The 953-nt window shown below is 66.3% G+C and carries 3 protein-coding genes; 2 read left to right on the top strand and 1 reads right to left on the bottom strand.

Translation table 11 applies throughout. From position 1 onward, the window contains the following. Nucleotides 1-28 precede the first annotated feature (28 nt). Nucleotides 29-325: a 4a-hydroxytetrahydrobiopterin dehydratase gene (locus sphsw_RS12635; RefSeq protein ID WP_031394518.1), complete on the bottom strand. Its 297-nt coding sequence runs from the start codon at nucleotides 323-325 to the stop codon at nucleotides 29-31. 47 nt (nucleotides 326-372) lie between these two features. Here sphsw_RS12635 and sphsw_RS12630 point away from each other — a divergent pair, with 47 nt between their 5' ends. Further along, on the top strand, nucleotides 373-795 hold the full coding sequence (locus sphsw_RS12630) for a metallopeptidase family protein (protein WP_234387565.1): 423 nt from the start codon (nucleotides 373-375) through the stop codon (nucleotides 793-795). Beyond that, a partial coding sequence (locus tag sphsw_RS20075) for an ATP-binding cassette domain-containing protein (RefSeq protein ID WP_031440925.1) occupies nucleotides 792-953 on the top strand: 162 nt, incomplete at its 3' end. The genes sphsw_RS12630 and sphsw_RS20075, both read left to right, overlap by 4 nt.

The following is a 953-nucleotide window of genomic DNA, read 5'->3' as shown; positions in this document are numbered from 1 at the left end:
GGGGGGGGGCAGGATGACGACTCGGCGGTCAGGAGTCGCCGACGATGGCGTCGATCGCTTCGGCCATTTCGATGTCGCGGGGGGAGAGGCCGCCGGCGTCGTGGGTGGTGAGCAGGATCTCGACGCGGTTCCAGACATTCTTCCATTCGGGATGATGGTTGGCGCGCTCGGCGATCAGTGCGACCTGAGTCATGAAGCCGAATGCCTCGACGAAATCGGCGAACACGATCGTCCGCGTGATCGCGTCGCGGCCATCGTCATAATCCCACTCGTCGAGTCCATCGAGCGCCTCGGCCCGCTCGGTCTCGTTCAGTGCCTCGATCATTCGCGTACCCTTGCAGCTATGGATCGCCAACGCGTATGGCTGGAGCCATGAGCGGGCAAGCGACAATCCATGGTGATACGCAGGGGCTCGCGCCCGATGCGGCTGCGATCGAGGCGATCGGGCGCGCGACGATCGCGCGGCTGCCCGCCGAATTTCGCGTGCATCTGGGCGACGTGGTCTTCGCCATCGAGGAATTCGCCGACGAGGAGACGCTGGCAGAGCTCGGCATCGAGCATCCGCTCGACCTGTCGGGGGTGTATCAGGGGCGGCCGCTGGGCGAGAAATCGTCGATGGATAGTGGCGCGATGCCCGACCGTATCACCTTGTACAGGCGGGCGATCCTCGAGGAATGGATCGAGACGGGGGTGCGGCTCGACGATCTGGTCGCGCATGTCACGATCCACGAGATCGGGCATCATTTCGGGCTGAGCGACGACGACATGCATGCGCTGGAAGACGCCGCGGCGTGAGCCTGGCGTTTCGCCGTGTCGCCTGCGACCGCGGCGGACGGCGGCTGTTCGACGACGTGTCGTTCGAGCTGGCGGCGGGTGAGGCGGCGGTCGTCGCGGGGCCGAACGGCGTCGGCAAATCGAGCCTGATCCGGATAGCCGCGGGGCTGTTGCCGCCC

Source organism: Sphingomonas sp. FUKUSWIS1, assembly GCF_000733135.1.
Taxonomy (GTDB): Bacteria; Pseudomonadota; Alphaproteobacteria; order Sphingomonadales; family Sphingomonadaceae; genus Sphingomonas; species Sphingomonas aerolata.
Note: the sequence above shows the minus strand (reverse complement) of the source record. Positions and strands in the feature narration are given on the sequence as shown.